The sequence below is a fragment of the Streptococcus mitis genome, assembly GCF_946188695.1.
GTDB lineage: Bacteria > Bacillota > Bacilli > Lactobacillales > Streptococcaceae > Streptococcus > Streptococcus mitis_DF.
The window spans coordinates 1-269 of record NZ_CAMHWI010000064.1 but is presented as its reverse complement, the minus strand read 5'-3'; the positions used below and the strand labels follow the sequence as shown (position 1 = coordinate 269).

Here is a 269-nt window from a genome sequence, read left to right as displayed (position 1 = left end):
CATTGCCGAATCCCCCGTCGTTACTTGCCTTATCCTTCAATTCTGGCAACCGGTCAAGCAATTTTCGGTTTGGCGTCTTTCCGTGCGTCCTTCGTCGGTTGCAGTTGCAAGCGCGACAAGATGGAACCAAATTGCCTTTGTCATTATGTTTCCGATCAAAGTCCAAATGGTCAACGCCTATTCCGTCGGCGTTGTAGTGTTGGTCCCATGTAATCGGTTTATCGCACCAATGGCATGAATGCCAGCCCGGCCCGATGCTATCGAATAAC

Annotated in this window: 1 protein-coding gene; it reads left to right on the top strand. The window is 50.2% G+C overall.

Going from position 1 to position 269, the window contains the following annotated elements; genetic code table 11:
* On the top strand, window positions 1-238 hold a 238-nt coding region (locus N8L33_RS10000), incomplete at its 5' end, for a hypothetical protein (protein WP_261059757.1).
* Window positions 239-269: the final 31 nt, after the last annotated feature.